The organism is Microbacterium sp., assembly GCF_039812165.1.
Taxonomy (GTDB): Bacteria; Actinomycetota; Actinomycetes; order Actinomycetales; family Microbacteriaceae; genus Microbacterium.
Genome location: NZ_JBDIAB010000018.1, coordinates 1 through 24890 on the forward strand (window position 1 = coordinate 1; position 24890 = coordinate 24890).

Below are 24890 nucleotides of genomic sequence, written 5' to 3' on the forward strand. Positions count from 1 at the left end.
CCGTGTTCCCCGAGTTCCGCGGAAAGGGAGTCGCGGCGCGACTCCTTGGAGGCGTCCTCGACAGTCTCCGCGAGGACAAGAAGACCGCGACGGTCTCGTGCCCCTTCGCCGCCGCGTACATTCGCGCTCATCCGGAGTATGCGGACGTCGTCGACATGCGATTCCCCGGCAACCCCCATGGACACCACCACTGATCATCATGCGCACAAGAGGAGAACCCACATGGCAACCGTCGAACTGACCGAGGACAACTTCGAGGTCACGATCAATCAGAACGACATCGTCCTCGTCGACTTCTGGGCGGACTGGTGCGCACCATGCCATCAGTTTGCGCCGGTCTTCGAGAAGTCGTCGCAAGACAATCCGGACATCGTCCACGCGAAACTCGACACGGAGTCGGAGCAGCGCATTACCGCGGCGGCCCAAATCACCGCGATTCCCACGCTGCTCGCCTTCCGCCAGGGGTTGCTCGTCTTCAGCCAGGCCGGCGCTCTACCGCCCACTGCCTTGGCCGAAGTAGTAGAGAACGTCAGAGGACTCGACATGGACGAGGTCAGGAAGGACCTCGACTCCGATGGCGGCTCGGCCAAGGATGATCGGTGATGACGACCTTGCATGAACCACGCCCCTACATGGACAAGGCCGTCCCAGAAGCATGGGAAGCCGCGTCTGCGTTCGCGACCGCTGTGTCTGAGGCCGCTTCGCAACGCGGACTCAGTCCCGCCGAGAGCGAGTTGATCAAGGTTCGGGCGTCGCAGCTGAACGGATGCGTCTTCTGTCTCGATCTGCATTCGCGGCAGGCAAGGCGCGCAGGCGTTAATCAGCAACTACTCGACATCTTGCCCGCCTGGCGCGAGTCGCCCCTGTTCAGCGATCGAGAGCGAGCCTTGCTCGCGATCGCTGAAGCAGCCACCCGGCTCCCGCTCGACGCCGCCGTGAATGTCGAGCTCGCGCAGGCCCGAAGCACCCTCACCGAGGAGGTGTTCGCGGCCGCGGAGTGGGTCGCTGCGGCCATCAACATGTTCAATCGGATCTCGATCCTCAGCGAACACCGCGTGCGACCACGCGACTCGGAAGGCAAGCTGAGCTGACGGTGTGCTGTGCGCAGCGTGGCCGCTACGCCAGAGGAGGCGTTCGAGGCCGCGCATGACTTGCCGCCCACTCAACCGATCAGGTTCACGCGCCCCTACCCAGCGGTTCAAGCGTCAGGCGATATTGCGGCCATAGAGATGGTGCGTACGGTCCCGTCAAGCCGTACCGTGTTTCGGCATGCGAAGATACTCAACGTCGTCGAGGGGTCTTGCGTCCTCGAGACTGCTGAGAGCGTGCACGTCCTGCGTCCTGGTATGTCTCTTGCCCTCGGCACCGGCAAATGGTGTCGCTTGCGGCCATCCCCGTCCGTACGCATCTGGGCCATCTACGCCGACGAGCAGTTCTGGCGCACCCAGATGGCGTGGTTTCTCCCCGATGCAGAACGAGTGATCGCAGGAGTACACCCCCTCGAGTGGGACGGCCACGCGATCGTCCTTGCGCCAGGAATCGCTGCGCTGCGGCGAGTCGAGCCGCTATGGCGACAGATGAGCGTACTGCGCGGCGGGACCCACTCGCCCGAAGTCGTCGCGATTCACACTCTCGAGCTTCTCGCACGATGGATGAGGCTGATACTGCCGACTTTTCTGGATGAAGCGCCGGACACCCCCACGACACCGTGGACACCCATCAATGGACGACTGACCGACACCGGATCTATCGGCTACATCGGTCGCGCAATCCAGTTGCTTCGCGGGCGCATCGCAGAACCGTGGACCGTTGGAGCACTCTCACGAGAGCTCTCCCTCTCACGGACTCACCTCACCCGCATGTTCGTACAGCACGCCGGCGCCGCACCGATGCGCCTACTCACTGAACTCCGGCTCACTGAATTCGCTCGGCTCATCGAAGAAACAGACATCTCCGTGGTACGTGCCGCGAGTGAAGTCGGGTGGAGCGACCCGCGTGTAGCATCCCACTGGTTTCACCGTCGTTACGGCATAACGCCGACACAGTACCGACGCACACCACACACGGTGGCTGAGGATGGGCAAGCCCACGCTATCGCTGTCAACGACGCAGCTCGGTGACCCGACGTCGTTGTCCCAACTCACTTGCCTACCAGGTTCGTGGAGAATGTTGTCGACTGGTCGCCTCGGCCTCTCTTGCCGCTACTCGTCGCACGAACCGTGATTCTCGCCGAATGGCCCACGTTCGTCATGCGCGTGTCGACGGATACGCCGCCAGCCAGTAGACCGGACCAGACACGTCGGGTTCGTTGTGGAGCCTGACGGTCGGCACACCGTCAGCCATCCGTCCTCGCTCCGCTGATCTTCCCGGCGCACCTCATGGTCGCAAGGCCGTCCGCATCTTGCGGGAGCCCTGGGAAGGAGTAGCGCATGGCTATAGAGGGGATACAGAACGAAGCTCGCAGAACCTGTCACGGGTCCGCGACGGTGATGAAGCGAGTTGCGCCAGCCAGTGGGGCAGCTGACGCTGCCGCCCGCGAGGTCGCCGTGCCATGTCCACTGGCGGGGTTCCTGATGGTCGATCGCGGGATGAGAGTAGCGCTCGTGACAAACGGCCCGTTCGGGCGCACAGAATCGGTTCCCGGCCGTGCCGAGGGTTTGGGGTCGCGTTTACACACCTACTGGTCACCTCGTCCTAAGGAGTTGACCTCATGAAAGACCCTTCATCTGAACCACTACTTCCCGACTTCACCACCGGGGAAGGGCTCCGCGCCCTGCTGGAGCAACTCACCGCCGAGCAGCTCTGGCGCACGCACCCCGCCGCCCGCGCGTTGATGCAGTATGCGCAGGAGAAGTACCTTCCGCTGGCACGGTCCTGGCACCGTGACCCCGCCGATGCCGCGTATGAGGCGTTCATGGCTATGCGGACGCCGGCGATCCGCCGTGCCGCCGACCCGTGGGCCGCGATCACTCGTGCGGTGGAGCTTGGCATGGCCGCCGAGGTGCACGCCGAACGTCTCCTCACCTCGACCGATAAGGCCCGCCGGCCCGATCAGCGTCCCGACGAGTACCCGATGCGGGCCGGCCACTACGAGACGTTCTTCTACCACGTGCTCGCCGCCGCAACCCCGCCTACTTCACCGACCGTGGCTGTGGAGAGGGTCGTCCGATCCGCGTCCGTGTTCCTGGTGACCACCGGCTGGTATCCCCGCACCATTGAGACCGCGGTGGAATACATCTGCCACCGCCTCACGAGTCTGGCGAGCACCCAGTCCGGGATCGACGTGCTGCGCAAAGACAACGCGATGCGGCAACGGCTCGGGTTCTCCGCCCGCGACTGGAATGGTCTGCTGCGTTTGCTACTCGGGCCGCGGTCGAAGAAGGAAGCCACCGGAGCCGACCCGGCGCGGCTGGGGATCTTCGCGCGGCTGCTGCTCGGGGACCGCACCGAAGACCTCCTCGCGGATCACCAACTCGCCGCCATCTCCCGAAAGTTCACGAGGGGAGCAGCGGCATGAACACCACAGCGTCCGGGACCGGGCAGACAGTAGCCCAGTTCCCCATCGAGCGCATCGTCCTGGGTCGCTCCTACCGGCGTGAGCTCGGTGACCTGGCCGACTTGACTACGTCGATCCAAACGCTCGGGTTGCTGTGCCCGATCGTGATCACCTCCGACGGGGTCTTGATCTCCGGCCGGCGCCGCCTGGAAGTGATGCGGCAGCTCGGGCACGCGACGGTCCCGGTGTGGATCGCGTCTGAGGTGTCGGACAAGCTGCGGACGCTGCTGGCGATCCAGGACGACAACCTTCTGCACAAGCACTTCACCACCACGGAGAAGGCAGCCCTGTACGCGGAGTACAAGACGCTTCTCACCGAGGAGAACGCCCGCCGTCAATCCGCGACCCGCTTCGGCGCCGACGCCCTCCCGGGCTCGGACGACGGCGAGGCCGACGACACGGACCCGGACGAGAAGGAAGCGATGATCGTCGCGACCTATCAGGGCAGCGGCAGCGGCCGTTGGGATTCACAACCACCGTCGAAACGGAAGTCCCGCGTGCAGGCCGCGACCGCGGTGACCGGCCGGGACTCCTCCCAACAGCTCGAGCAGGTCCTCGCGCTGGAACGGCTGGCGACCAACGAGGACGAAGACGAACGAGTCCGGCAGGCAGCCGCCGAAGCGGTCGTGGAGATTAACAGCGACGCAAAGGTCCATGGCCGTTACCACAAGGTCATCGCCCTGCGCGGGGTGTGCTGGCTGGAGAAGACCGCAGTGAACGAGACTGCGAGCGCCGCCGTCCGGGAAGCCGCCGACGACGAGCTCCGCGCGGTGCGGCAGATCGACCGTCCGGTAGAACGATCCCGAGCGGTCGCAGCCGCCATCGCCCGCGTGCGCAAGCTCGCCCTCACCCCAACTTCCGCTGCGACAACCGCGGAGAACGGCGAGTCGGGTGCGGAGGAGGACGGGATGTCCGCAGACGGGGTGCGGGGCCGCTACCACGCCCGCCGGCTCGTCGACATCCTCGCGAAGGCCGAGGGATGGTGGGAGATCAACGACGCCGCCCTCGTCGGCCGGTACGCGACCGACGAGCAGTGGGACGCGATCACCCGCCACCGCGACCAGGCGAACGCTTTTCTCGATACCGCCGCCGACGCACGCCGCGCCGCCGCCTGTGCGAGTGCCCCGCCGCGAAGTGACCAGTGGGGTTAGGCGCCCGCACCTGCATGGCACACACCGTTGACGGTTCTGCTGTGAAAGGACGTGCCTTGCCATGTCGACTGATTTCTCCGATGCGGCCCCGCGTAAGCGGGGCCGCGCCCTGTTGATCGCCGGTATCTCCGGAACGGTCATCTTCCTCGTCCTGGTGGGACTGGGCGTGTACGGGCTGATCGCCCGCCCGCACGAGAACACCCCCGCCCCTGTACCGACCACGTCTGAGCAACGGCCAACGGCCCCGGCGCCGTCCGGACCGCCCGAGCTGACGCCGCTGCCGCGGACGAACGACCCGATCCGGTACGCACGCGCCGTCGCCGAGGCCCTCTTCACCTGGGACACCGCCTCCGGGCTCGGACCCGCCGACTACGGGCAGGTGGTGCTCTCCGACGCCGACCCCACCGGAACCGAGACCCCCGGTCTCGCCTCGGACATCGCCGGCTACTACCCGGCGCCCGACGCCTGGCGCCAGCTCACCGGGCACGCCACCACCCAGCACCTCACCACCGAGACGGCGGTCATCCCCGACGCCTGGGCCGACGCGGTCGCGCAAGACCGGTCCGGCACGCTCGTGGAGGGGATGATCGCGGTCACCATCGACGGCACCCGGCACCGCACCGGCACCGTCTCCGGGCAGGAAGCGACCAGCGAACACCCGGTGTCGTTCACCGTGTTCCTCGCGTGCGAGCCCGCGTTCGAGCGGTGCCACACGCTGCGGCTGTCCGAGCTCGACAACCCGCTGCGCTGAGTCCGGGGTCTGTCGTGCTGAAGAAGATCCTCGCCGCGCTGGCGGTCCTCGTCCTGTGCGTGGGACCGGCGGCCGTGCTGGTCGGGGTCGGGGTGCTGATGAACCCCGCCGCGAACGCGAGCTGCGGTCCCGGGTCGTCGCTGACCGTGGGGCCGATCCCGGACGAGCTGGAAGTGACCACGCGGGACGGGGAGACATTCACGCTGAACAAGAAGCAACTCACTCACGCCGCCACGATCATCACCGTCGGCGGGCAGACCGACGGCGTCGATGCCCGCGGGGCCACGATCGCCCTCATGGCGGCGCTGACCGAATCGACACTGCGGCAACTGGCGAACACCGGCACCTACCCGGAGTCTGGGAGCTACCCCAACGACGGCAACGGGTCCGACCACGACTCGCTCGGCTTATTCCAGATGCGCCCGCAGGCCGGGTGGGGAACCGTCGCCGAGCTGATGGACACCACCTACCAGGCCAGAGCGTTCTACGGCGGGCCTTCGGGTCCGAACTACCCCTCCCCACGGGGCATGCTGGACATCCCGGGCTGGGAAACGATGGACATGGGCGAGGTCGCGCAGGCCGTCGAGGTCAGCGCGTTCCCGGAGCGGTATCAGAACTACCAGCCCGTCGCCGAAGCGATCCTCGATGCCCTCACCGTGCCCGCTCCCTCCGGCACTGGCGGCGGCACTGGGTCGGTGCCGGAGACCACCCGCATCATGTTCCCGCTGCCCGAGGGGACGTGGACGAAGACCAGCGACTGGGGGTATCGGTCTGACCCGTTCACCGGGGAGACCACCTACCACGCCGGCACCGACTACGCCGCCGCCGACGGCACCCCGATCTACGCGGCCGCCGACGGTCGGGTCGTGTGGGCCGAGTTCAACGGAGGCTACGGCGGCCTCATCATCATCGAACACACTGTGCGGGGCGAAGCCGTCCGCTCCGTGTACGCGCATATGTGGGAACACGGCATCCACGTCCAAGAAGGACAGACGGTGACCGCTGGCACTCACATCGGCGACGTCGGTTCCTCGGGCCGCTCCACCGGCGCGCACCTGCACTTCGAGATCCGGCCCGGCTCCACCGGCACCGAGTCGATCGACGCCGACCAGTGGCTCGCAGACCACGGCGCCACCGAACCCGACGGCAATAGTGCACCCGGGCCCGGCTGCGCGCCTGGCGGGGCCGGGGCGGACGCGGCGGAGTTCACCGGGGACGGCGGGAAGGTGGTCGATGACCCGACCGGCACCGGCGGGCAGGTCACCGCCCGCACCGCGCATATGGTCGTCCAGACCCGCAACGCGTTCCCCGGCACCGGGTGGGCGTGTTACTCGCCACGTCCCGGGACACGGTCGGATCATCCGCTCGGGCGGGCCTGCGATGTCACCGTCGGCAATCAGATCGGTCACTACCCGAGCGCGGAGCAGGTCGACTACGGGTGGCAACTGACCGACTGGCTCGAGACGAACGCTGAGACCCTCGGGATCAGTTACCTCATCTGGCAAGGACAGATCTGGTCGACGGCTCGCGCAGACGAGGGGTGGCAGCCGTACGGCGGCGGCGGGATGCACGACCCGGGGAACGTCACCGGAGGGCACTTCGACCACATCCACATCTCCGTGAAAGAAGGGTGACCCGCCGATGACGTTTTCCTTCTCCCGGCTGCAACCGGCCGGATTCTTGGCCTCGGGGAACGTGTTCCCCGACTTCGGCGCCGTGGGCGGCTCCAACGAGCTGGAGAGCATCATCGGCGCGCTGTTGACGATCGTGCTGATCCTGTCGGTGTTGATGATCGTGGTGAGCGCGGTGATCTGGGCGATCGGCTCCGCGAACGGGCACCACCAGGTCGCCACGAAAGCACGCATCGGCGTGTGGACGGCGCTCGGCACGGCAGCTCTCGCGGGCGCCGGGATCACGTGGATGAACTGGCTGATCACTCTCGGCGGGCAACTCTAGCCGCGGACGTGAAGAACTGGCGGGGGCGGTGGAGGCGACGGAGCTCCACCGCCCCCGCTTCCTGCGTCGTGGGGTGCGGGGAGCGCACCTGTGCGATACCCGGCTGATGCCGGCCGGGTATCCCTGCTTGATTCATGAAGGAGCACCCGTGTCCGCCGTTCTCGATCTCACCACCACCGTCCTGCCTCATCTGGCCGCACTCGTCCCGATGCAGGTCGATATCGACCCCAACAGTTCCGGGCTGCCCGGTATCGCCCAGCTGCGCACCATCGTCGGCGCCGTGATGACGGTCGGCCTGATCCTCAGCGTCCTGGCGTTGATCATCTCGGCGATCATCTGGGGCTTCGGCGCGAACAGCAGCAACCCGCATCTGGCCGGGCGGGGAAAGATCGGGGTCCTCGTCTCCTGCGGGGCCGCGATCATCTGCGGCGCAAGCGTCACGCTCATCAACTTCTTCTGGAACGTCGGCCAGGCCGTCTGAACGGCCCCTCCACCGCACCGCCCCGGAAGGAGACCGTCATGGCACTGTGTGACGTCCCGGTCATCTCGAACGTCTGCGACGCCGTCGGAGAAGGGGCCGCGACGCTCGTCGCGGCCCCTTTCGACTGGCTTGCTCAAGCGATGGGACAGGCCGCCGCCTGGCTGTTCGAGGGCGTCTGGTATGTCTTCGACACCACCACGCTCGTCGACGTCCAGTCCCCGGAGTACGTCGGCGTCTACAACATCCTCTTCGGCGTCGCCGTGCTGATCATGCTCGTGTTCTTCTGCCTGCAACTGATCACCGGCCTCATCCGCCGAGACCCCACCGCACTCTCTCGGGCGGCGCTCGGACTCGGCAAGAGCGTGCTCGGGTCGTTCCTCATCATCACGCTCACCGCGACGCTGCTGGAGATCACCGACCAGTTGACCATCGGCATCATCCAAGCCACTGGCAACTCGATGGAAGCGATGGGCGACAAGATCGCCCTGCTCGCCGCGGGGCTCACCGCGATCAACCTCTCCGCTCCCGGTGTCGGCGCGATCATCACCATCTTCTTCGCCGGCCTCGCGATCACCGCCGCGGCGATCGTGTGGTTCTCGCTCCTGATTCGCAAAGCGTTGCTGCTCGTCGCAATCGTGCTCGGGCCGATCGCGATCAGCGGCGCGAGCTGGGACGTCACCCGCGGCTGGTTCGGAAAATGGGTGTCGTTCGTGATCGCGCTGATCTTGTCCAAGCTCGTCCTCGTCGTGGTGTTCCTCGTCGCGATCACCCAGGTCTCCCAGCCGATCGACTTTGACCTGGCATCCATCGCCGACCCCATCGCGGGGATCGTGCTCATGTTCGTCGCCGCGTTCGCGCCGTACATGGTCTACAAGTTCATCTCCTTTATCGGGTTTGACATGTACCACGCGATGAGCGCGGAGCAAGAGGCCAAGCAGTCCATGAATCGGCCCGTGCCCACTCCGTCCAAGCCCGCTGGCGACGGCCCGCAGAAAGTCCTCGACGGGAAGGGTCAAGGCGATGGCCCACCGCCCGGCAGCGGGGGTGGTGGAGGCGGCGGCACGCCGCCCCCGCCTCCGGACGGCGGGAGCGGTGCGACCGCTGCTGGTACTGGTGGAGCCGGAGGCGGCGCTGCGGCTGGTGGCGGGGGCGGCGCAGCCGGTGGTGCTGCCGGTGGTGCTGCCGGTGGTGCTGCCGGTGGTGCTGCCGGTGGTGCTGCCGGTGGTGGCGGGACTGCTGCAGGTGGCGGGGCTGCTGCGGGAGGTGCGGCAGCGGCCGGACCCGCCGCAGTCGCGGTCGTCGCGGCGGCGGCCGTCAAGGAAGCCGCCACGGCCGGCCCCAAGCTCGGTGGCGTGATCGGCGGTGCTGCAGAGGACCAGGCATCAGCGGCTGGCCAAGATAGCGCCCCGCCTCCGTCCGGTAACGCACCCCCGCCGTCTGCCCCATCGGCGCCGCAGGAGCCGCCGTCCAGCACACCGTCGGCATCGTCTGGCCCGTCGTCGACGCCACCGCCGAAGGACCCGCCGCCACCGAACACGGCGCCTGAAGGGAAGGAGTAACCCGTGGCGAAACCGCAGAACACGAAAGACGACTACCCGCTGACGGCGGTGAAGTTCTCCCGCCTCACCCGGCGTGGCCTCATCCTCGGCTTGTCGCTATCGCAGGTGATCGCGCTCGCGATCGCCGGGCTGGCGTTCATCGGGTCGCTGTACGCGGGAGGCGGGATGATCCTCGCCTATACCGCCCCGATCTGGGTCACCTGCCTGGCCATCACCTGGGTCCCGATCGCGGGCCGCAAGACCGTCGAGTGGCTGCCCGTCGGGGTGCACTGGCTGTGGCGGGTCACCGTGAAGCAGACGATCTACCGGATGCGGGTCGTCAAGCCCCGCCCCGCCGGGACCCTCGCGCTCCCGGGGGACATGGCGGCGCTGCGTCAGTACGAAGACCCGATCACCGGAGCGGTCATGGTGCATCACCCCTACGCAGCCACGCTGACGGCGCTGCTGGAAGTCACCCATCCCGCGTTCGTGCTCCTGGACCCTGGCGAGCAGGAACGCCGCGTGGCCAGTTGGGGGCGAGTCCTCGCGACATGCTGCCGGTCCGGGCGCATCGCCCGCTTGCAGGTGCTGGAGCGCACCCTCCCGGATTCAGGGAGCGGGCTTGCGCAGTGGTGGGCCGAGCACGGCAACCCCGACGACGAGTCGTGGACGTCGCGCACCTACGCCGAGCTCATCGACCGGGCAGGCCCTGCCGGGGAACGCCACGCGACGACGATCTCCCTCGCCCTGGACATGAAGGCCGCTGCCCGGGCGATCCGCACCGCCGGCGGCGGCATGAAAGGTGCAGCCGCCGTGCTGCGACAGGAGATGAACACCCTCACCGCCGCGCTCCACTCCGCCGAGCTGAAAGCCACCGGATGGCTCACACCCGGCCAGCTCGCCGTGATCCTACGCTCCGCGTACGACCCGGCGATCGCCGCGACCCTGGAACGCTCCGGGAACCTCGGGCAGGACCTGGCCACGGCAGGACCGGTTGCGTTGGAGGAGACCTGGAACGGGCTCCGCTCCGACAGCGCACACCATGCCGTGCTCTGGGTCAGCGAATGGCCCCGATCGCTCGTGTACCCGGGGTTCCTGTCCCCGGTGCTCCTCGCCTCCGGGGTGCGGAGATCGTTCTCGTTACTGTGCACGCCGATCCGGTCGGATCAAGCGGCCCGTGACATTCGGAAGAAGAAGGTCGAGTACATCTCCGACGCCGCACAACGCCAGAAGATCGGACAGGTCGAGGACGCCCAGCAGTCCGCCGAGTATCAGGACGTGCTGCAGCAAGAAGCCGACCTCACCAGCGGGCACGGCATCCTCCGCTACACCGGGCTGATCTCTGTCAGCGCCCCCACCCCGGACGAGCTGGAAGCGGCGGTCTCGAAGATCGAGCAGGCCGCCATCCAAGCCTCCTGCGAGACCCGGCGGCTGGTCGGACAGCAGGCGCAGGCGTTCACCGCGGCCGCACTGCCGCTCGCACGCACCGTCTGACCCTGGGGCGCCGGTCCCGCACCTCCTTCCTGCACACCGCCTGCCCGGGCGGGTGCAGGAAGGAGTCGTGCTGTGAGCATCCCGAAACGTCGCGTGTACTCGACGGTGCTGATCGGACCGGAGTCCGAGCACCGCAAGCAGCGCCGCGCCCGCCGGAAGGCCGCCGCGCAGATCCAAGCGAAGGACGTCGCCGCCCGCAAGGCCGAAGCGCGCGCCCAGTGGGAGGCGGAGCAGGCCGAGCGCCGCGCCACCACCTACCTCCCCCGATCTGGTGAGTCAGGTCCCGCCGCCCTCCGCTCGCTGCGAGGGCTGCGGCTTCCCTCCCATCAGGACACCAGCGCCGCGCTCGCCGGTGCGTACCCATTCCTCGCCGAAGGCGGACTCGGGCCGGAAGGCGTGTTCGTCGGACAAGATATGTACTCGGGCGGGTCGTTCGTCTACGACCCGTGGGAGCTGTACAAGCGCGGCGTCATCACCGCCCCCAACATCGTACTGGCCGGCATCGTCGGCTCCGGAAAGTCCTCGCTGGCGAAGTCGCTATACACGCGGTCGATTCCGTTCGGGCGTCGCGTCTACGTCCCCGGCGACCCGAAAGGCGAGCACACCCCCGTCGCGGAGGCTGTCGGCGGGAAGGCGATCGTCCTCGGCCACGGGCTGAAGAACCGGCTGAACCCCCTCGATGAGGGCCACCGGCCCTCCAGTCTGACGGATATCGAATGGGGCGCCCAGGTCGCCTCCCGGCGGCGGGAGCTGATCGGCGCACTGGCCGAGACCGTCCTCGAGCGGTCGCTGTCGCCGTTGGAACACACGTCGATCGACGTCGCTCTCTCCGCCGCCGTCGCCAACAACGACATCCCGATCCTGCCAATGATCGTGGACCGCATCCTCAACCCCGACAGCACAGACGACACCGACGGGCGGCTCGCTGAGGACGGCCGGATCGTCGGGCACGCACTGAGGCGCCTGGTCGCCGGGGACTTGCAGGGCTTGTTCGACGGGCCCTCCACGGTCACCTTCGACCCGTCCCTGCCGATGATCTCCCTGGACCTGTCCCGGGTGGCGGAGAACTCCACCCTCATCTCGGTACTGATGACGTGCTCGTCGGCGTGGATGGAATCGGCCCTCCTGGACCCCGAAGGCGGACAGCGGTGGGTGATCTACGACGAAGCCTGGCGTCTCATGTCCCATCCCGCGCTGCTCAAGCGCATGGACGCGCAGTGGCGGCTCGCCAGGCATTACGGGATCGCGAACATGCTGATCTTCCACAAGCTGACAGACCTCGACAACGTCGGCGACAGCGGGTCCGCGATGCGGGCCCTGGCGTCGTCCCTACTGGCGAACGCGGAGACGCGGATCATCTACCGGCAGGAAGCCGACCAGCTCGGCACCACCGCGACCGCGCTCGGCCTCACTGGCACCGAACAGTCCCTCCTACCGGGCCTAGGCACGGGGCAAGGACTGTGGCGGATCAAGGAGCGATCTTTCGCCGTCCAGCATCAGCTGCATCCGGACGAGCTGTCCACGTTCGACACGACCACGCGGATGATCGGGCGGCAAAAATGAGCGAACTTGCACCCTCACGCCGCTCCCGCCGCAATCGCGCCACGACACGCGAAACCGATGGGGATCTCGTGGTGCCCATCACACTCCCGCACCTGGTCGTCCGGGTAGACGCGGACGACCAGATCAGCGTCACCCTCGACGGTGCACCCGTCACAGGGGAGCCCGTCGGCAGGCACGCGCTCGGCGGGCTGATAGACGAGGTCCTGCGACGGCGGAAGGTGCCGGTGCGGGTGGAGATCGTCGAGCACAGCGGCACCACCTACACCGATGTCCTCACCCCGCCCGTCCCAGAGCCCGACCCCGAACTGGCCTCCGAGACCGCGGGAATGACCGCACAGGACCCCAGGCTGCCGGTGTTGTTCGAGGCAGTCGGGGAAGGCTTCGTCCCCGGTGAAGATGTCGCTCTCGCGGTGATCATCCGCCATTCCTCCTCCGACGGATACGGACGTGTGCGGCACGTGATCGAGGACCGTGAACTGCAAGGCGGCGGCAGTGAGGTGCTGCTGTTCGGGCGGATCTCCGGCACCACCCACATCGTCGGAGGGCTGGGATGAACCCGCACCAGCCGTCCCAGATGCTCGCGAACTTGGGACTTGCGGCCCTGGCGGGGTTCGCTGTCCTGGCCGGGCTGCTTCGCGCCGCCGGTAGTGCCGCTGCGTTCTTCACCGGGCTCCCGCAACCCACCGGCGGGCCCTCAACGGGGCTCGGTGTGCTGCTCACCCCGGCTACCCCGGGCGAGGCGATCGGCGCGCCGGGCCTGAGCCCGGTCGTGTACTGGCTGGTCCTCGCCATCACAGTCTCGGTCCTCGGGATCATCGTGTGGTGGGTGTGGCGAGTCATCGCGCGCGCGAAAGAGAACCGGGCGCAGGATCCGCGCCTGCTCCACGGCATCGCCACTGCGCGCGATGTCGCCAAAGCCGCAGGGACGAAGGCCCTCAGGAAACGGGCGGGCACGTTCCGGCCTTCGCTGGAAGATCCTTCCCCCGAGGACGTCGGCTACCTCCTCGGCCGGTCGAAAGGGCAGGAGGTGTGGGCGACCGTGGAGGACTCCATCCTGCTTATCGGCCCACCCCGGTCGGGCAAAGGGCTGCATGTCGTGATCAACGCGATCCTCGATGCTCCCGGCGCCGTCATCACCACCTCCACTCGGCCCGACAACCTCACCGCGACGCTGAAGGCCCGACAGCGCGTCGGACCGGTCGCGGTGTTCGACCCTCAGCACCTCGCTGAAGGACTCCCCGCGGGCATGAAGTGGTCACCGGTCCGCGGATGCGAAGACCCCTTGACAGCGATGATCCGCGCCACCGGGCTCGCCACGGCCACGAACTTCGGCTCCGTGTCCGGCGGCGACTTCTGGCAGGGCAAGACCGCCGCCGCCATCCAGGGGCTCCTCCACGCCGCAGCGCTGGACGGGCGGGACGCAGCAACCCTGTACCAGTGGGCGCTGAACCCCGCCGCTGCCGCGGATGCGGTGCGGGTACTGCAATCCAACCCGCAGGCAGCACCCGGGTGGGCGGACTCACTCGACGCGATGCTACAAGCCGACCCCAAGACGCGCGACTCGATCTGGCAGGGAGTGTCCCTCGCGTTCTCTGCGTTCGCCGACCCGCGCGTCCTGGACGCAGTAACACCGGGTCCGCGAGACCGGTTCGACCCCGAGACATTCATCCGGGATCGCGGCACCCTGTACCTCCTCGCCACCGGCGCTGGGGCCGGGGCATCCTCGGCGCTGGTGGCCGCCTTCATCGAAGACCTCGTCGAAACCGCCCGCAAGATCGCCGCCACCTCACCAGGCACACGACTAGATCCACCGATGCTCCTCGCACTCGATGAGATCGGCAACCTCGCACCCCTGCCCTCGCTTCCCACGCTGATGGCCGAAGGCGGCGGCACGGGGATCACCACCCTGCCAGTGCTGCAGTCCCTCGCACAGGCACGCGAGAAATGGGGCGAGAACAACGCCAACGCGCTGTGGGACGCATCAATCGTGAAAGTCATCCTCGGCGGCGCATCGAACTCACGAGACCTGCAGGACCTCTCAGCGCTGATCGGAGAGAGAGACGAGATCACCGACTCCGTCACCATCGGCGAGCAAGGACACCGCTCCGCGCAACGCTCGATCCGCCGCGTAGCGATCATGCCCCCGGACGTGATCCGCACGCTGCCGTTCGGGATCGGAGTGGTAATGCTCCGCACCGCCCGCCCCATCATCACCGACCTGCGCGCCTGGCCTGCCCGTAAGGACGCCGCGCAGCTGAAAACGGACCGGAAGGAGATCGAGGCGCTCCTGCACACGTCCTGAAACCGGTTCTCTCGGTCCTTTGGGGTCTGACCTGCGCACCTGTCTGGTGCCTCCCGCTCAACCGCGGGGGCACCAGACAGTTTCGTTGTTATCAGGAAGGACCTCAGTTCTCATGGCCATCAAGACCTCGCAGGCGATCAACGGCTTCATCTCCGCCGATCCCCGCCTCACCTTCTCCGAATCCGGGCAGGCGCGCTTCTACGCCCGCATCGGCATCAACCACTACGAGCCCCAGCAGGACGGGTCCTTCCGCAAGCTCGACCCGACCTACCACGACCTGATCCAGTTCGGGAAGTCCGCCGAGATGTCCGCCGACCGGTACGTCAAGGGCGACGACATCGTCGCGCAGGGCTACACCCGCGAGTACACGCGCAACGTCAACGGCGAGGAGCGCACCGATGAGCAGTTCGTCGCCAAGCGCATCGCGCCCGACCCGAACATCACGGACTTCACGATCGACCGCCGGCCCGCCGCCGAGCGTCAGGCCGAACGCGACGCCGACCGCGAAGTCGGACGCGACGCCGAGCGTGAGGAACCCGACCGAGCAGCCCAGCTCGGCTCGCCCACCCCTACCACCTCGCGAGAGGCCGAAGCGCCCGCGATGGAAGCGGTCGGCCGATAACCCCTACCGGAGGGCAGTGACGTGGCCGATAACGACCCGACCCAGAACCCCGAACCGGGCGACCCGGACGTGAACTTCGAGCCCGAGTCCGACGAACCAGACATCGAGGACGACGAGCCCGACGAGATCGACGAAGGCGAGAGACGGGACGGCGGCCCCCGGGCAGGCGCGGGCGGGAGTGATGACCTCCCGCCCGTGCCTCGCCCGATCAACTGGCGCACCCTGTCCTCCGACGACGCCGAGCACGAATGGCTCGACCTCAACGAATGGGTGAACTGGCTCCGGCACGAGTTCGCCCTCCCCCCGCAGATCGTCCCTCCCATGTGGCACCGCCACCCGGAACTCGTGTGGGAGCTCTCCGCTCTCTACACCCGGTGGCTAGGCTGCTACGACCCAGAGCAGGACGCCGCCGGGGCTATCTCGTTCATGACCGACTTCGCCGCCGCCCGGACCCGGCTACGCGAATGGGTACAGATCTCCGGCACCCGCCTCGATCGCGACCGCCCCTCCCGGCAAACCGTCTGGCCCGGCGAAGATCCGCTCCGGGCGGGCGAAGAGATTCCGATCACTGACCGGGACGAGGACTTCGTGGACTTCGTCGTCGAAGACGTCACCCGGCGTGCGGAAGCGGAAGCGGCGTTCCTGCGCGACGAGACGCCGCCTGTGTGAGCTGACGGTGAACCGCAAAGTGTGGGCGGGCCTTTCAGGCCCGCCCACACTTTGGTCTTGCGTCTACTTGGCTGAAGGGATCTCGATGAGCAGCTTCTCGCGGAGTTCGTCCGGGTCGACGCGGATCAGCCGTCCAACCCGGTAGCCGCTCACGGTGCCGTCCGAGATGCGACGGCGCAGCGTCTTGATCGACACTCCGTAGGTGTCGGCGGCGACAGCCAGCGAGATCAGCTTGAGCGCCGGGGGCTGCGAACGATCGTGAACGGCCATGGTAGTGCCTCCCTTGTTGATGAACTCTTTCTCCTGATAGGTGTCCATGGCTGTCCCACGTCGACTCTCATGCCTTCCTGGCCGCGTTGATCCGCTCCTGGACGCGATCGCTCATACGGTCCGCGAGCTCACGATCGCGGGCCATCGTGGCGTGCTGGTAGCGGAGGACGACTCGGATGTCGGCGTGGCCGCCTCGCCGCATCAGCTCTGCGAGGGTCGCGCCCTCCTGGGCGAAGATCGTCAGGCCCGTGTGACGGAGATCATGGAACCGGAATCGCGGCCGGAGGTCAGCGACACGGTCTCGAGCATCCGCCCACACGTATCCCCATCGCGTGTTGGACAGAGGAACGCTGCCACGGACGTTCGTGGGGATCAGCGGCGCTTTGGCCTCGGCCGCGACGTTGTCACGCAGGTGATCCTTGAGGCGGTCGATCATGAGCTTCGGGATGCTGAGCGTCCGTCTGCCCGCGTCACTCTTGAGCCTCTCCGAGTAGTCGCCGGTGTTCGCGTTCAGTTGCCGGCGCACATGCAGGGTCGCGGTGTTCTCGTCGTGCCACTCGATGTCCCTGCGCTGCAAGCCCAGGCACTCCCCGCGGCGCAGCTGGCACCACGCGGCGAAGAGCACCATGATCGCCCAGTGATCCGGGGTTACGTCGTACAAGGCCTCGACCTGCTCGGGGCTCGCAACGTCTTCGTCCTCGTCGTGGTCGGCGTCGTGCCGGACCGCCTCCTGCTTCGGGATCGAGATGTTCGGTGCAGCGGGGATGATTCCTTCTCGGGCTGCCTGGCGGAGGATCATCATGAGGACGATCAGTACCGGTCGCGTGATGCCGTTGAACTTCGACTTCGGATTCAGCGGCGAGGGTATCGCGTCGAGGCGATCGGTCATCTGTCGGATACGTGCCTCGTCGATCTGCCGTATCGGGGTGTCTTCGAACTCGGGGATGAGGTACCCGTCGACCTTGCTCTTGTAGGCGCGGACGGTGGCGATAGCACGCTTCCTGCCGCTGCGGTTCGGCTCCGTGCGGATGAAGGCCACCCAGCGTTCCGCGTACTCGGAGAATCCGATGGACCGCGCCTTCTCCGCTTCCGCCACTGCACGGCGGCGAGCGGCGGTCACCGAGGGCGGCTCCCACTGCTGACGGGCAATCAACGTGTGAACGCCTGCGAGCCACGCGCGGGCGTCTGTCTTCGTCAGAAACGTCAGCGGCTTGTCGTCCTCTGTCCGGGCGGTGTAGACCTCACCGTCGGGTGCGGGATAGCGCGCCTGCCAGCGGCCGGAAGGGAGCTTGCGAAGGCTCCCCCAGCTCTCTCGCCTGGCTGCTGCTGTTTCCCGGGTCTTGGTGGTGCTCATCGTGTCCTCCACTGGTCTCGAGCGGACTCACGCGATCCCTCGTGCCACTCCGTGCCACAAGAGGACAGGAAGCCCCGAAAAGGGCTTTCTACCTGGGTTTTCTTGCCGCACTTTAGGCGCCCTATGGCACGCTGTGGCACGAGGTCGGTGGCATGCCGGGACCGAACTTCGGTCAGCGGACCACCCCGCTCTCTCCTGGAAGGTGCGGGCGTGCCACCCGCGTGCCATACCCAACGGCTGCTGACGTTCATATCTGTCCTCCTGTGTTCTTCGGAAGGAGGCGCGAAAAGAGGCCCGGATCTGCAGAAACCTGCAGATCCGGGCCTCCCGGTCGACTCTTGTCAGAGTCTGTCTAGAACGTGGACTTCAGAAGTCCCAGTCCTCGTCCTCGGTGGCGACGGCCTTGCCGATGACGTACGACGAGCCGGAGCCGGAGAAGAAGTCGTGGTTCTCGTCGGCGTTCGGCGACAGGGCCGACAGGATCGCCGGGTTCACGTTCGTGACCGTCGACGGGAACATCGCCTCGTAGCCGAGGTTCATGAGCGCCTTGTTCGCGTTGTAGTGCAGGAACTTCTTGACGTCCTCGGTGAGGCCGACGGCGTCGTAGAGGTCCTGCGTGTACTGCACCTCGTTGTCGTACAGCTCGTACAGCAGCGAGAACGTGTAGTCCTTGAGGTCGGCGCGCTCGGCCTCGGTGACCTTCTCGAGCCCCTTCTGGAACTTGTAGCCGATGTAGTAGCCGTGCACGGCCTCGTCACGGATGATGAGACGGATGAGGTCGGCCGTGTTGGTGAGCTTCGCCCGGCTCGACCAGTGCATCGGCAGGTAGAACCCCGAGTAGAACAGGAAGCTCTCGAGCAGCGTCGAGGCGACCTTGCGCTTCAACGGCTCGTCGCCACGGTAGTAGTCCATGACGATGTGGGCCTTCTTCTGCAGGTTCGGGTTCTCGACCGACCAGCGGAAGGCCTCGTCGATCTCCTTCGTCGAGCACAGCGTCGAGAAGATCGACGAGTAGCTCTTGGCGTGCACCGACTCCATGAACGCGATGTTGGTGTACACCGCCTCCTCGTGCGGGGTGATCGCGTCGGGGATGAGCGAGACCGCACCGACGGTGCCCTGGATCGTGTCGAGCAGGGTCAGCCCCGTGAACACGCGCATCGTGAGCGTCTGCTCGTCGGGCGTCAGCGTGTTCCACGACTGGATGTCGTTGGACAGCGGCACCTTCTCGGGCAGCCAGAAGTTGTTCACGAGGCGGTTCCAGACCTCGAGGTCCTTGTCGTCCTGGATGCGGTTCCAGTTGATCGCCTGCACGTGGTCGACCAGCTTGAGCGGTTCGTGGGGGGTCATCATCGTTCCTGTAAGAATCCGGGATCAGAGCATCAAAGCATGCAGGAGACGCATTCGGACATGTCGGTGCCCTCGAGCGCCAGCTGCCGCAGGCGGATGTAGTAGATCGTCTTGATGCCCTTCCTCCAGGCGTAGATCTGGGCCTTGTTGATGTCGCGCGTGGTGGCGGTGTCCTTGAAGAACAGCGTCAGCGACAGGCCCTGGTCGACGTGCTGGGTGGCGGCGGCATACGTGTCGATGACCTTCTCGTAGCCGATCTCGTACGCGTCCTTGTAGTACTCGAGGTTCTCGTTCGTCATGAACGGCGCCGGGTAGTAGACGCGGCCGAGCTTGCCCTCCTTGCGGATCTCGATCTTCGACGCGATCGGGTGGATCGAGCTCGTCGAGTTGTTGATGTACGAGATCGACCCGGTCGGCGGCACGGCCTGCAGGTTCTGGTTGTAGATGCCGTGCTCCTGGATGCTGGCCTTCAGCGCCCGCCAATCGTCCTGCGTCGGGACCGGGATGCCGGCGAACAGCTCGGCGACCTTCTCGGTCTGCGGCGCCCATGCGGCATCGGTGTACTTGTCGAAGAACTCCCCCGACGCGTAGGTGGAGTCGGCGAAGCCGTCGAAGGCGCGGCCGCGCTCGATCGCGATCTTGTTCGACGCGCGCAGCGCGTGGAACAGCACCGTGTAGAAGTAGATGTTCGTGAAGTCCAGGCCCTCTTCCGAGCCGTAGTGGATGTGCTCGCGGGCGAGGTAGCCGTGCAGGTTCATCTGTCCCAGGCCGATCGCGTGCGACCGGTCGTTGCCGTCCTCGATCGAGCGCACCGAGGAGATGTGGCTCTGGTCGCTGACCGCGGTGAGGGCGCGGATGCTGGTCTCCACCGTCCGCGCGAGGTCGCCGCCGTCCATCGTGAGCGCGATGTTCATCGAGCCGAGGTTGCAGGAGATGTCCTTGCCGATGTCGGCGTAGGAGAGGTCCTCGTTGTACGTGGTCGGCGTGTTGACCTGGAGGATCTCGCTGCACAGGTTGGACATGTTGATCCGGCCCTTGATGGGGTTGGCCCGGTTCACGGTGTCCTCGAACATGATGTACGGGTAGCCGGACTCGAACTGGATCTCGGCGAGCGTCTGGAAGAACTCGCGCGCGTTGATCTTCGTCTTCTTGATGCGCGCGTCGTCGACCATCTCGCGGTACCTGTCGGTCACCGAGATGTCGCCGAACGGCACGCCGTAGACGCGCTCGACGTCGTACGGGGAGAAGAGGTACATGTCCTCGCCGTTGCGGGCGAGCTCGAACGTGATGTCGGGGATCACGACGCCGAGCGACAGCGTCTTGATGCGGATCTTCTCGTCGGCGTTCTCGCGCTTGGTGTCGAGGAAGCGCAGGATGTCGGGGTGGTGCGCCGAGAGGTACACCGCGCCGGCGCCCTGGCGCGCGCCGAGCTGGTTCGCGTAGCTGAAGCTGTCTTCGAGGAGCTTCATGACCGGGATGATGCCGCTGGACTGGTTCTCGATCTGCTTGATCGGTGCGCCCGATTCGCGGATGTTCGACAGCAGCAGCGCGACGCCGCCGCCGCGCTTGGACAGCTGCAGCGCGGAGTTGATGCCGCGCGCGATCGACTCCATGTTGTCCTCGATGCGCAGCAGGAAGCAGGAGACGAGCTCGCCGCGCTGCGCCTTGCCGGTGTTGAGGAACGTCGGCGTGGCCGGCTGGAAGCGGCCCGAGATGATCTCGTCGACGAGCCGGACCGCCAGCTCCTGGTCGCCGTCGGCGAGGCCGAGGGCGGTCATGACGACGCGGTCCTCGAAGCGCTCGAGGTAGCGCTTGCCGTCGAAGGTCTTGAGCGTGTAGCTCGTGTAGTACTTGAACGCGCCGAGGAACGTCTCGAAGCGGAACTTCTTGCCGTACGCGTGCTCGTTGAGCTCCTTGATGAACTCGAACGGGTACTTGGCGAGGACCTCGGGCTCGTAGTAGTCCTTCTCGACCAGGTAGTCGAGGCGCTCCTTGAGGGAGTGGAAGAACACCGTGTTCTGGTTGACGTGCTGCAGGAAGTACTCCCGCGCGGCGCGCTTGTCGGCGTCGAACTGGATCTGGCCGTCCTCGCCGTAGAGGTTGAGCATCGCGTTGAGGGAGTGGTAGTCCATCCCCTCGAAGCGGGCATCCGTCTTGAATGCCGTGTCGGTCAGTGCAGTGTCCACCATCGCTCCAGTCCTTCGCTCACGCGATCGACGTCTTCAGGCGTGCCGAACAGCTCGAGCCGGTACAAGTGCGGCACGCGGCACTTGCGGCTGATGATCTCGCCGGCGAGGCAGTAGGCATCGCCGAAATTGGTGTTGCCCGCGGAGATCACTCCGCGGATCAGGCTCCGGTTCCGCTCGTCGTTGAGGAATCGGATGACCTGCTTCGGGACGGCGCCCTTCTCCTCGCCCCGTCCCTGTCCCCCGCCGTAGGTGGGGGTCACGAGCACGAACGGCTCGTCGACCTCGATGGCCGGGTCGGATCCCCGGAGAGGGATCCGCACCGCGCGCAGCCCGAGCTTCTCGACGAAGCGCGCGGTGTTGCCCGAGATGCTCGAGAAGTACACGAGCAGGGGTGCGTGTGTGGCGACGACGCTCATGCTGCACCTCTGCTTCCCCTGATCGTGTTCCTTCTTCTTCGAGACGCCCGGGCGGTCTGTCGACTACGCGAGGCGCGAGGCGAGCTCGTCGATCTTGTCGGGACGGAAGCCCGACCAGTGGTCCTCGTCGGTGACGACGACCGGCGCCTGCAGGTACCCGAGCGACTTCACGTGCTCGAGGGCCGTCGGGTCCACCGACAGGTCGAGGACCTCGTAATCGATGCCCTTGGAGTCCAGCGCGCGGTAGGTCGCGTTGCACTGCACGCAGGACGGCTTGGTGTAGACCGTGATCGCCATTTGAACCCGGTTCTCCCCTCAGTTCCTCATGTTCCGCCGACGGCGCTCCGTCGGACTCCCAATACTACATATAGGTGCCGACATCGGGTCGCACCACAAGGGCTAGTAGTTACATCCGTGTAGTTCTCCACCGTCCTCCTCAGATACAACACAGGTTCTCCACCGATTCATCCACAGGTGAGCACCCTCTCAGGAAGCCGGAAAAGCCCTGATTCACGCCCTTCGGCGGGGCTTCGACGGCATCCCATCCACAGTCCGCACGCTACGCGGGGGTTCCGACATCGGATTCGCTGTGGAGAGCGCCCGTCGGCGTGTCGCGGCGTGTCGCGACGTCGGATCCCGGCCCCGCCGACCCGTCGCCGGCAGTCGCCGCGCGGCACGTCGCCGACCGCCGCCCCGCCGAGCCGTCGCCCAGGTATCGCGCATAGGCTGGAACGTCGTGGCTGGATATCAGGACCTTCTCCGCACCCCGGGCGTGGCTCGCATCATCGCCGCACAGCTGACCGCGCGGCTGCCCAACGGGATGATCAGTCTCGGCATCCTGCTCCACATAGAACGGGTCACGGGATCCTATGGAGCGGCCGGCCTCGTGCTGGCCGCGACGTCTGTCGGGCAGGCGATCGCCGGGCCGGTCACGAGCCGCTGGATGGGCCTGTGGGGAATCCGTCGGGTGCTCACGCTCACACTCGCCGTGTGCGCCGTCGCGCTGGCCGCGCTCGCGCTCCTCGTCCTGCCCCTCCCCCTCTACATGGTGCTCGGGCTCGTGGCAGGCCTGTCGATGCCGCCGATCCAGTCGGCGGTGCGCACGATCTACCCGAAGATGGTCACCTCGCGGCAGCTGACGCCGTTGTTCTCGCTCGACGCCTCGCTGCAGGAGATCATCTGGATCATCGCGCCGGTGGTCATCACGTTCGTGGCGCTCCAGGCCGGAACCGTGCCGGGCATGCTGCTCATCGTCGTGCTCCTCATCGGCGGCGGCGCGTGGTTCATCTCGTGCCGCGAGGTCGGCCAGGTGCGCATCCCGCGCAGCCGCCGGAGTCTCGGCAAGGTGCTCGCCAAGGGACCCGTGCTGCTGGCCACCGCCACCGGCTTCCTCCTGGTCGGCGCGTGCGCCGCGCTCGAGGCCGGCATCGTCGCGACGTTCGGCCACGGCCGCTACGAGGCCGGCGTGGTGCTGGCGGTCTTCTCCATCGGCAGCCTCATCGGCGGACTGGCCTTCGGGCACGTCCCGATCGGCCCCTGGGCGATGGCGCGTCGCTTCGTCGTGGTGACGATCGGCCTCGCCGCCACGATGTTCTCGCTCGACGCGCTGTGGCTGAGCGGCTCGCTCCTGATCGCCGGCCTCGGCGTCGCCCCGGCGTTCGCCGTCATGTTCGCGATCACCTCGGCGAGCGTGCGGTTCAGCGAGACCGCCGAGGCGTTCGGCTGGGTCGGCACCGGGCAGCTCATCGGCGCGGCGGCCGGATCGGCCGTCGCGGGCTTCCTGATCGACGGCACCGGCCCGCAGGGCGCCTACCTCGCCGCCGTCGGCTTCGTCGTCGCGGGACTCGTGGTCTCGGTCGTGTTCTGGCGCTCGTTCCCCGACCTGCGCGGTCGCAGCTCGAAGCCCATCACCGACACGATCCCGATCGCCACGGCATCCTGACCCGGCTCGGAGCTCCCCTCCGATCCATGGGCCGTCCATAGCAGCCGCATAGGCGGATGCCGTGGACTGAGGCCACACGGAACGAGGAGGGCGACATGACCGACCCACGATGGATCGACGAGCACGGCCAGGAGATCGACGAGGACCACCGCGGACTCGTCTACGACGTGCAGACGCTGATCGGGCGGCGGCGCGCGCTCGGCATCTTCGGCGGCGTGGCGCTCACGTCGCTCCTCGCGGCGTGCGGCGCGGCGTCCACGACCGCCGCGCCCACCGCCACCGCGACGGCCACGCCGACGGCGACGCCGACCCCCACGCCCACCGCGACGCCGGACGTCCCGGTCGCGGAGATCCCGGACGAGACCGCCGGCCCCTACCCGGCCGACGGGTCGAACGGCATCGACGTGCTCGACGACTCGGGCATCGTGCGCAGCGACATCCGCTCGAGCTTCGGGTCGTCCGCGACGGTCGCCGACGGCATCCCCCTGACCGTCGCGCTCACGGTACGGGATGCCGCGACCGGCGCCGCGCTCCCGGGACGCGGAGTGTATCTGTGGCACTGCGATCGCGACGGGAACTACTCGCTCTACAGCCGGGGACTCGAGAACGAGAACTACCTGCGCGGCGTGCAGGAGACCGACGCGAACGGCGTCGTGCGCTTCACGACGATCTATCCCGCCTGCTACATGGGCCGCTGGCCGCACATTCACTTCGAGGTATACGAGAGCGTCGCCGGCGCGGTCGCCGACGGGCCCATCGCCAAGACCTCGCAGCTCGCGCTGCCAGCCGAGACCAACGACGCCGTCTACGCGACGGCCGGGTACGAGCAGAGCGTCCGCAACGTGTCGGAGCTGTCGCTGCAGAGCGACAACGTGTTCGGCGACGACGGCGGCGTCTTCCAGATCGCGACGATGTCGGGCTCGGTCGCCGAGGGCTTCACCGCGGCGCTCACCGTCGGCGTCTGACTCGGCTCCGCCCACCGCGAGACTCCAACCGTGCGTCGAGACTGCACGCCCAGCACGCATTCTCGACGCACCAATGGATTCTCGCGGATCAGGCGGGTGTCGCGGATCGGGCGACCGGCGCAGGACCTCACGCGATGCGGCGCAGGATGTCGAGCAGCGCGAGGGCGTACGCGTCGGCAGGCTCGGGATGCGCGAACGTCAGCCGCTCCTCGTCCTCGCCCTCGCGCCACACGATCTCGACCTCGTAGGTGTCGGCGAGGCGCCGCAGCGAACGGAACGCCCGTCCGAGCCGCTCGCGCAGCTGCGCCTCGTGCGGCAGCCACA

At 67.1% G+C, this 24890-nt stretch carries 24 protein-coding genes and 1 pseudogene; 18 read left to right on the plus strand and 7 right to left on the minus strand.

Annotation, left to right across the window (positions count from 1 at the left end):
- From WML84_RS03115 to WML84_RS03190, 16 genes are all read left to right on the plus strand, one after another.
- On the plus strand, positions 1 to 194 hold a 194-nt coding region (locus WML84_RS03115; RefSeq protein WP_347344688.1), incomplete at its 5' end, for a GNAT family N-acetyltransferase.
- A 28-nt stretch (positions 195 to 222) separates the two neighbouring features.
- The gene (gene trxA, locus WML84_RS03120) at positions 223 to 603 is read left to right on the plus strand and encodes a thioredoxin (RefSeq protein ID WP_020627593.1); all 381 of its coding nucleotides are present in this window, start codon (positions 223 to 225) and stop codon (positions 601 to 603) included.
- Positions 603 to 1091 carry a carboxymuconolactone decarboxylase family protein gene (locus WML84_RS03125; RefSeq protein ID WP_347344689.1) on the plus strand — a complete coding sequence of 163 codons (489 nt, stop codon included), beginning with the start codon at positions 603 to 605 and terminating at the stop codon, positions 1089 to 1091. The genes trxA and WML84_RS03125 overlap by 1 nt, the downstream gene beginning before the upstream one ends.
- 1619 nt (positions 1092 to 2710) lie before the next feature.
- Entirely contained in the window at positions 2711 to 3517 is an 807-nt protein-coding gene (locus tag WML84_RS03130) for a hypothetical protein (protein ID WP_347344690.1), read from the plus strand.
- Positions 3514 to 4707, plus strand: a complete 1194-nt coding sequence (locus WML84_RS03135; RefSeq protein ID WP_347344691.1) for a ParB N-terminal domain-containing protein — start codon at positions 3514 to 3516, stop codon at positions 4705 to 4707. Before WML84_RS03130 ends, WML84_RS03135 begins: the two co-directional genes overlap by 4 nt.
- A 61-nt stretch (positions 4708 to 4768) precedes the next feature.
- Positions 4769 to 5458, plus strand: a complete 690-nt coding sequence (locus WML84_RS03140; RefSeq protein ID WP_347344692.1) for a hypothetical protein — start codon at positions 4769 to 4771, stop codon at positions 5456 to 5458.
- Between the two features lie 14 nt (positions 5459 to 5472).
- Complete coding sequence (locus WML84_RS03145; RefSeq protein ID WP_347344693.1) at positions 5473 to 7092, plus strand: M23 family metallopeptidase; 1620 nt, start codon at positions 5473 to 5475, stop codon at positions 7090 to 7092.
- Between the two features lie 7 nt (positions 7093 to 7099).
- The gene (locus WML84_RS03150; RefSeq protein ID WP_347344694.1) at positions 7100 to 7414 is read left to right on the plus strand and encodes a DUF6112 family protein; all 315 of its coding nucleotides are present in this window, start codon (positions 7100 to 7102) and stop codon (positions 7412 to 7414) included.
- Between the two features lie 208 nt (positions 7415 to 7622).
- Positions 7623 to 7895, plus strand: coding sequence for a DUF6112 family protein (locus tag WML84_RS03155; RefSeq protein ID WP_071644218.1), 273 nt, complete (start codon positions 7623 to 7625; stop codon positions 7893 to 7895).
- A 38-nt stretch (positions 7896 to 7933) separates the two neighbouring features.
- Positions 7934 to 9454 (plus strand): conjugal transfer protein TrbL, encoded by a 1521-nt coding sequence (locus WML84_RS03160; protein WP_347344695.1) that lies wholly within the window; start codon positions 7934 to 7936, stop codon positions 9452 to 9454.
- 3 nt (positions 9455 to 9457) lie between these two features.
- Complete coding sequence (locus WML84_RS03165) at positions 9458 to 10927, plus strand: SCO6880 family protein (protein ID WP_337318537.1); 1470 nt, start codon at positions 9458 to 9460, stop codon at positions 10925 to 10927.
- Between the two features lie 72 nt (positions 10928 to 10999).
- Entirely contained in the window at positions 11000 to 12490 is a 1491-nt protein-coding gene (locus tag WML84_RS03170) for an ATP-binding protein (protein WP_337318535.1), read from the plus strand.
- Entirely contained in the window at positions 12487 to 13044 is a 558-nt protein-coding gene (locus WML84_RS03175; protein ID WP_347344696.1) for a hypothetical protein, read from the plus strand. The genes WML84_RS03170 and WML84_RS03175 overlap by 4 nt, the downstream gene beginning before the upstream one ends.
- A gap of 20 nt (positions 13045 to 13064) precedes the next feature.
- Complete coding sequence (locus tag WML84_RS03180) at positions 13065 to 14792, plus strand: TraM recognition domain-containing protein (RefSeq protein WP_337318813.1); 1728 nt, start codon at positions 13065 to 13067, stop codon at positions 14790 to 14792.
- Between the two features lie 112 nt (positions 14793 to 14904).
- Positions 14905 to 15414, plus strand: coding sequence for a single-stranded DNA-binding protein (locus WML84_RS03185; protein ID WP_337318531.1), 510 nt, complete (start codon positions 14905 to 14907; stop codon positions 15412 to 15414).
- A 21-nt stretch (positions 15415 to 15435) separates the two neighbouring features.
- Positions 15436 to 16083, plus strand: coding sequence for a hypothetical protein (locus WML84_RS03190; protein WP_337318529.1), 648 nt, complete (start codon positions 15436 to 15438; stop codon positions 16081 to 16083).
- Between the two features lie 63 nt (positions 16084 to 16146).
- Here the strand turns inward: WML84_RS03190 and WML84_RS03195 are convergent, their stop codons facing one another.
- The 6 genes from WML84_RS03195 to nrdH all read right to left on the minus strand — a co-directional run bounded on the left by WML84_RS03195 (position 16147) and on the right by nrdH (position 21956).
- Entirely contained in the window at positions 16147 to 16401 is a 255-nt protein-coding gene (locus WML84_RS03195) for a helix-turn-helix domain-containing protein (RefSeq protein WP_313480966.1), read from the minus strand.
- Between the two features lie 19 nt (positions 16402 to 16420).
- The gene (locus WML84_RS03200; RefSeq protein ID WP_337318525.1) at positions 16421 to 17707 is read right to left on the minus strand and encodes a site-specific integrase; all 1287 of its coding nucleotides are present in this window, start codon (positions 17705 to 17707) and stop codon (positions 16421 to 16423) included.
- Between the two features lie 366 nt (positions 17708 to 18073).
- Entirely contained in the window at positions 18074 to 19054 is a 981-nt protein-coding gene (gene nrdF, locus WML84_RS03205) for a class 1b ribonucleoside-diphosphate reductase subunit beta (RefSeq protein ID WP_347344697.1), read from the minus strand.
- 32 nt (positions 19055 to 19086) lie between these two features.
- On the minus strand, positions 19087 to 21243 hold the full coding sequence (nrdE, locus tag WML84_RS03210) for a class 1b ribonucleoside-diphosphate reductase subunit alpha (protein ID WP_347344698.1): 2157 nt from the start codon (positions 21241 to 21243) through the stop codon (positions 19087 to 19089).
- Positions 21225 to 21659 (minus strand): class Ib ribonucleoside-diphosphate reductase assembly flavoprotein NrdI, encoded by a 435-nt coding sequence (gene nrdI / locus WML84_RS03215; RefSeq protein ID WP_347344699.1) that lies wholly within the window; start codon positions 21657 to 21659, stop codon positions 21225 to 21227. Before nrdI ends, nrdE begins: the two co-directional genes overlap by 19 nt.
- Before the next feature lie 63 nt (positions 21660 to 21722).
- Complete coding sequence (gene nrdH / locus WML84_RS03220) at positions 21723 to 21956, minus strand: glutaredoxin-like protein NrdH (protein ID WP_347344700.1); 234 nt, start codon at positions 21954 to 21956, stop codon at positions 21723 to 21725.
- A 439-nt stretch (positions 21957 to 22395) separates the two neighbouring features.
- Here nrdH and WML84_RS03225 point away from each other — a divergent pair, with 439 nt between their 5' ends.
- Together WML84_RS03225 and WML84_RS03230 are read left to right on the plus strand one after the other, a co-directional pair.
- Positions 22396 to 23601 carry an MFS transporter gene (locus tag WML84_RS03225; RefSeq protein ID WP_347344701.1) on the plus strand — a complete coding sequence of 402 codons (1206 nt, stop codon included), beginning with the start codon at positions 22396 to 22398 and terminating at the stop codon, positions 23599 to 23601.
- Positions 23602 to 23696: 95 nt separating this feature from the next.
- Positions 23697 to 24566, plus strand: coding sequence for an intradiol ring-cleavage dioxygenase (locus tag WML84_RS03230; RefSeq protein WP_347344702.1), 870 nt, complete (start codon positions 23697 to 23699; stop codon positions 24564 to 24566).
- A 127-nt stretch (positions 24567 to 24693) separates the two neighbouring features.
- Here WML84_RS03230 and WML84_RS03235 read toward each other — a convergent pair.
- Positions 24694 to 24890: pseudogene (locus WML84_RS03235) on the minus strand (pilus assembly protein CpaE); the annotation flags it as partial.

What these genes read in the sequence shown, in the direction of transcription:
- WML84_RS03130 (WP_347344690.1), top strand. Translation starts at nt 2,711, where the DNA reads ATGAAAGACCCTTCATCTGAACCACTACTTCCCGACTTCACCACCGGG.
- WML84_RS03140 (WP_347344692.1), top strand. Translation starts at nt 4,769, where the DNA reads ATGTCGACTGATTTCTCCGATGCGGCCCCGCGTAAGCGGGGCCGCGCC.
- WML84_RS03150 (WP_347344694.1), top strand. Translation starts at nt 7,100, where the DNA reads ATGACGTTTTCCTTCTCCCGGCTGCAACCGGCCGGATTCTTGGCCTCG.
- nrdH (WP_347344700.1), bottom strand. Translation starts at nt 21,956, where the DNA reads ATGGCGATCACGGTCTACACCAAGCCGTCCTGCGTGCAGTGCAACGCG.
- WML84_RS03200 (WP_337318525.1), bottom strand. Translation starts at nt 17,707, where the DNA reads ATGAGCACCACCAAGACCCGGGAAACAGCAGCAGCCAGGCGAGAGAGC.
- nrdF (WP_347344697.1), bottom strand. Translation starts at nt 19,054, where the DNA reads ATGACCCCCCACGAACCGCTCAAGCTGGTCGACCACGTGCAGGCGATC.
- WML84_RS03180 (WP_337318813.1), top strand. Translation starts at nt 13,065, where the DNA reads ATGCTCGCGAACTTGGGACTTGCGGCCCTGGCGGGGTTCGCTGTCCTG.
- WML84_RS03175 (WP_347344696.1), top strand. Translation starts at nt 12,487, where the DNA reads ATGAGCGAACTTGCACCCTCACGCCGCTCCCGCCGCAATCGCGCCACG.
- nrdE (WP_347344698.1), bottom strand. Translation starts at nt 21,243, where the DNA reads ATGGTGGACACTGCACTGACCGACACGGCATTCAAGACGGATGCCCGC.
- WML84_RS03185 (WP_337318531.1), top strand. Translation starts at nt 14,905, where the DNA reads ATGGCCATCAAGACCTCGCAGGCGATCAACGGCTTCATCTCCGCCGAT.
- nrdI (WP_347344699.1), bottom strand. Translation starts at nt 21,659, where the DNA reads ATGAGCGTCGTCGCCACACACGCACCCCTGCTCGTGTACTTCTCGAGC.
- trxA (WP_020627593.1), top strand. Translation starts at nt 223, where the DNA reads ATGGCAACCGTCGAACTGACCGAGGACAACTTCGAGGTCACGATCAAT.
- WML84_RS03230 (WP_347344702.1), top strand. Translation starts at nt 23,697, where the DNA reads ATGACCGACCCACGATGGATCGACGAGCACGGCCAGGAGATCGACGAG.
- WML84_RS03125 (WP_347344689.1), top strand. Translation starts at nt 603, where the DNA reads ATGACGACCTTGCATGAACCACGCCCCTACATGGACAAGGCCGTCCCA.
- WML84_RS03135 (WP_347344691.1), top strand. Translation starts at nt 3,514, where the DNA reads ATGAACACCACAGCGTCCGGGACCGGGCAGACAGTAGCCCAGTTCCCC.
- WML84_RS03155 (WP_071644218.1), top strand. Translation starts at nt 7,623, where the DNA reads ATGCAGGTCGATATCGACCCCAACAGTTCCGGGCTGCCCGGTATCGCC.
- WML84_RS03195 (WP_313480966.1), bottom strand. Translation starts at nt 16,401, where the DNA reads ATGGACACCTATCAGGAGAAAGAGTTCATCAACAAGGGAGGCACTACC.
- WML84_RS03160 (WP_347344695.1), top strand. Translation starts at nt 7,934, where the DNA reads ATGGCACTGTGTGACGTCCCGGTCATCTCGAACGTCTGCGACGCCGTC.